The following is a 2387-nucleotide window of genomic DNA, read 5'->3' on the forward strand; positions in this document are numbered from 1 at the left end:
CACCCCGCAAACCCGCACGGCTACGTTGCCGAGAGGTCAAGAAAGGCGGTTTTTGGAGGTGAAGTGTCGAACTCGGGTGCGCAGCGGCCCAGGCGCCAAGGCTGTGCAAGGCAGTGATCGCCCCGAGGGCGGAGCCCTGGATCAGGAAGCGGCGGCGTTGGGTATCCGGGTGGCGGGAGTGGCTCATGGTGATCCTGCAGATTCAAAACCGCATTGAAACCCGCCCCAGCCCGCAGCTTCCAGCCGCGCTCCGGCAAAAGCCCTTCCCACTTTGCGCAACAATCCGATTTGCCCGGAGTAGGGCGGAATGCCAACTCCGCCACTTGATCAAGGCATACGGTGGAGTTTCACTCCACCCTACGACTGCGCCGTACGCGGTGAGGTTAAGCCCAAATTTCTGAACGAATTTCTTGAAGTTCCGGAACAACCAAATGTTTTGTTGGCTGCAAAATAATCGGATGCGCTTTGAGCTCCTGGTTCAACAACGCCCGCAAATGAGCCAATACCTTTTTACCGCGCCTCCAAGTGACGGGGTCTGACGAGTAATCTTGATACGCCTTCGCTGCTAACTCGCCGGCATTGTGCGGAGGGCCACCGTTTCTGTTCCGGATGGCTGCCTCAGTTCTGATATTGATAAGGGCCTCAATAGATTTCGTCGCTGTCTCATTGGTTGCTGCATGGATCAGCTCCTGCGCACGTTCAACCGATATCGACGGATTGAGCTCTGCAATATGCTCAGGATGCAAAAAATAACTTTCAACATCACTGTTCGCGGTGACAAACGGATAGGCATCAATATCCCGCAATGTTTGCTCGATTTTCTGCGAAGAGGCAGCATCCATATAGTCACGATCTCTATGCAAGACAAACTGTACATTCGGCGCCTTGTCACGCAAGAAATTTCTCAAGACCTTTGCGGCATCGATTTTTGAGCAACCTGCATACGGACGAACCTCCACCTCAGCAAGCGGAAACCCGTTTGCCTCAAGCAAAGCGTTAAGCGCCTGAATTGAATCCGCTTTGCTATCTTCTGTAGCGAACAGGCACTTCAAATTTCCGTCCGCGAAATAATCGACTGAATCAAGCGCACCCAACTCGAGCAACAAAGCTGGAGTTGCTACCGCATCGTACTCAACCTTCTTTCCGGCATTGAGCCAAACAATTTTGGCTCTATCTCGCAGGCTATCAAGAACGTGCCTGGAGTGCGTGCTAATCAACGCTCTAAAACCTCTAGCAGCAGCCAATCGAGTAACTAAATCGCAAAGAGCTCTCTGATTATTTGGGTGAAGATGCGAGTCAGGCTCATCCAGAATCAAAACTTGTGGCTTGAAAAGCGCGACATACGCAACTATCTGGCTCGCTTGAAGTATGGAAGTGCCAGCTGCATCCAGTGGCAAGCGTGGTCCGTCACCATGCCGAAAATAAACACCTATTGTTTCATCGCGATTTTGGTCAAATTTGACATCCAGCACGAGCCCAGGGAACAACATATCCATATCTTCACAGAACTGTTTCCATGCGTGAGGATACCCACGCATAACCTCACCCAATGCCCCTGGGTTATCCCCCCTGCCGGCTTCGTATCTCTTCTTGGCAAGCTTATGATCATCTACGAGCCGAGCCAACTCTCGGTTCATTTCGTACTTAATCATCAAAATTACATTGCGGAGAACAAGGTTGGCATCCCCTCGCGCGACAGCCCTCCTTACCACACCGGGAGACATAAACCTTTCTTCCCTTGCTATTCCAGCTAGGCCAGGCGCATAAACAGTAAAAGGATGATCTAGATCCATCAGACGTTCGCCGACGACCCGTCCTCGGAGCGCAACCTGAATGTTCCTGTTTCGGCCACGTCTTACCGTCAAACAACAGCATGCACCATCATCAAGTGTGATTTCGATCTCGATGCAAGCTGAAGCATCTTCAACTAGGTTACCGCCGTAGGCCAAAGACAAAACATCGGACACCGGTGAGTAAAGGAGCTGCGCGGGGTTAAATGACAGTTCAAATTTGTCTCGCCCCCAACTAACCCCTTCTCCAACGAGCCTTGCTGTTTGGGCAACAGAAACAGCAAAGTGAAAGGCTTGTAGAACAGAGCTTTTCCCGGCGTTATTGGCACCGACTAAAACCGTCGTATCATCGACTTCGAGTTCAAGCTCCTTGAGCTTTTTGAAGCGTTTCACCTTGATCGACTTGAGTTTCGACACGACTTTTCCTAGTGAAGTTTCAGGGTTATAGATCATCTAAATCCAGCACAATCAATCAATGATCATACAACTGGATCATCCACCCTCATTCAGACCCAGCGCACCCGAGTTCGACACTTCACCTCCAAAAACCGCCTTTCTTGACCTCTCGGCAACGTAGCCGTGCGGGTTTGCGGGGTG

1 protein-coding gene is annotated in these 2387 nt (G+C 51.2%); it reads right to left on the bottom strand.

Annotated elements, in window-relative coordinates; translation table 11 throughout:
- Positions 1 to 383 precede the first annotated feature (383 nt).
- The gene (locus ABDB87_RS20485) at positions 384 to 2243 is read right to left on the bottom strand and encodes an AAA family ATPase (protein WP_345930566.1); all 1860 of its coding nucleotides are present in this window, start codon (positions 2241 to 2243) and stop codon (positions 384 to 386) included.
- Positions 2244 to 2387: the final 144 nt, after the last annotated feature.

It is taken from the genome of Uliginosibacterium paludis, from assembly GCF_039631355.1.
Lineage (GTDB): Bacteria > Pseudomonadota > Gammaproteobacteria > Burkholderiales > Rhodocyclaceae > Uliginosibacterium > Uliginosibacterium paludis.

What these genes read in the sequence shown, in the direction of transcription:
- ABDB87_RS20485 (WP_345930566.1), bottom strand. Translation starts at nt 2,243, where the DNA reads ATGATCTATAACCCTGAAACTTCACTAGGAAAAGTCGTGTCGAAACTC.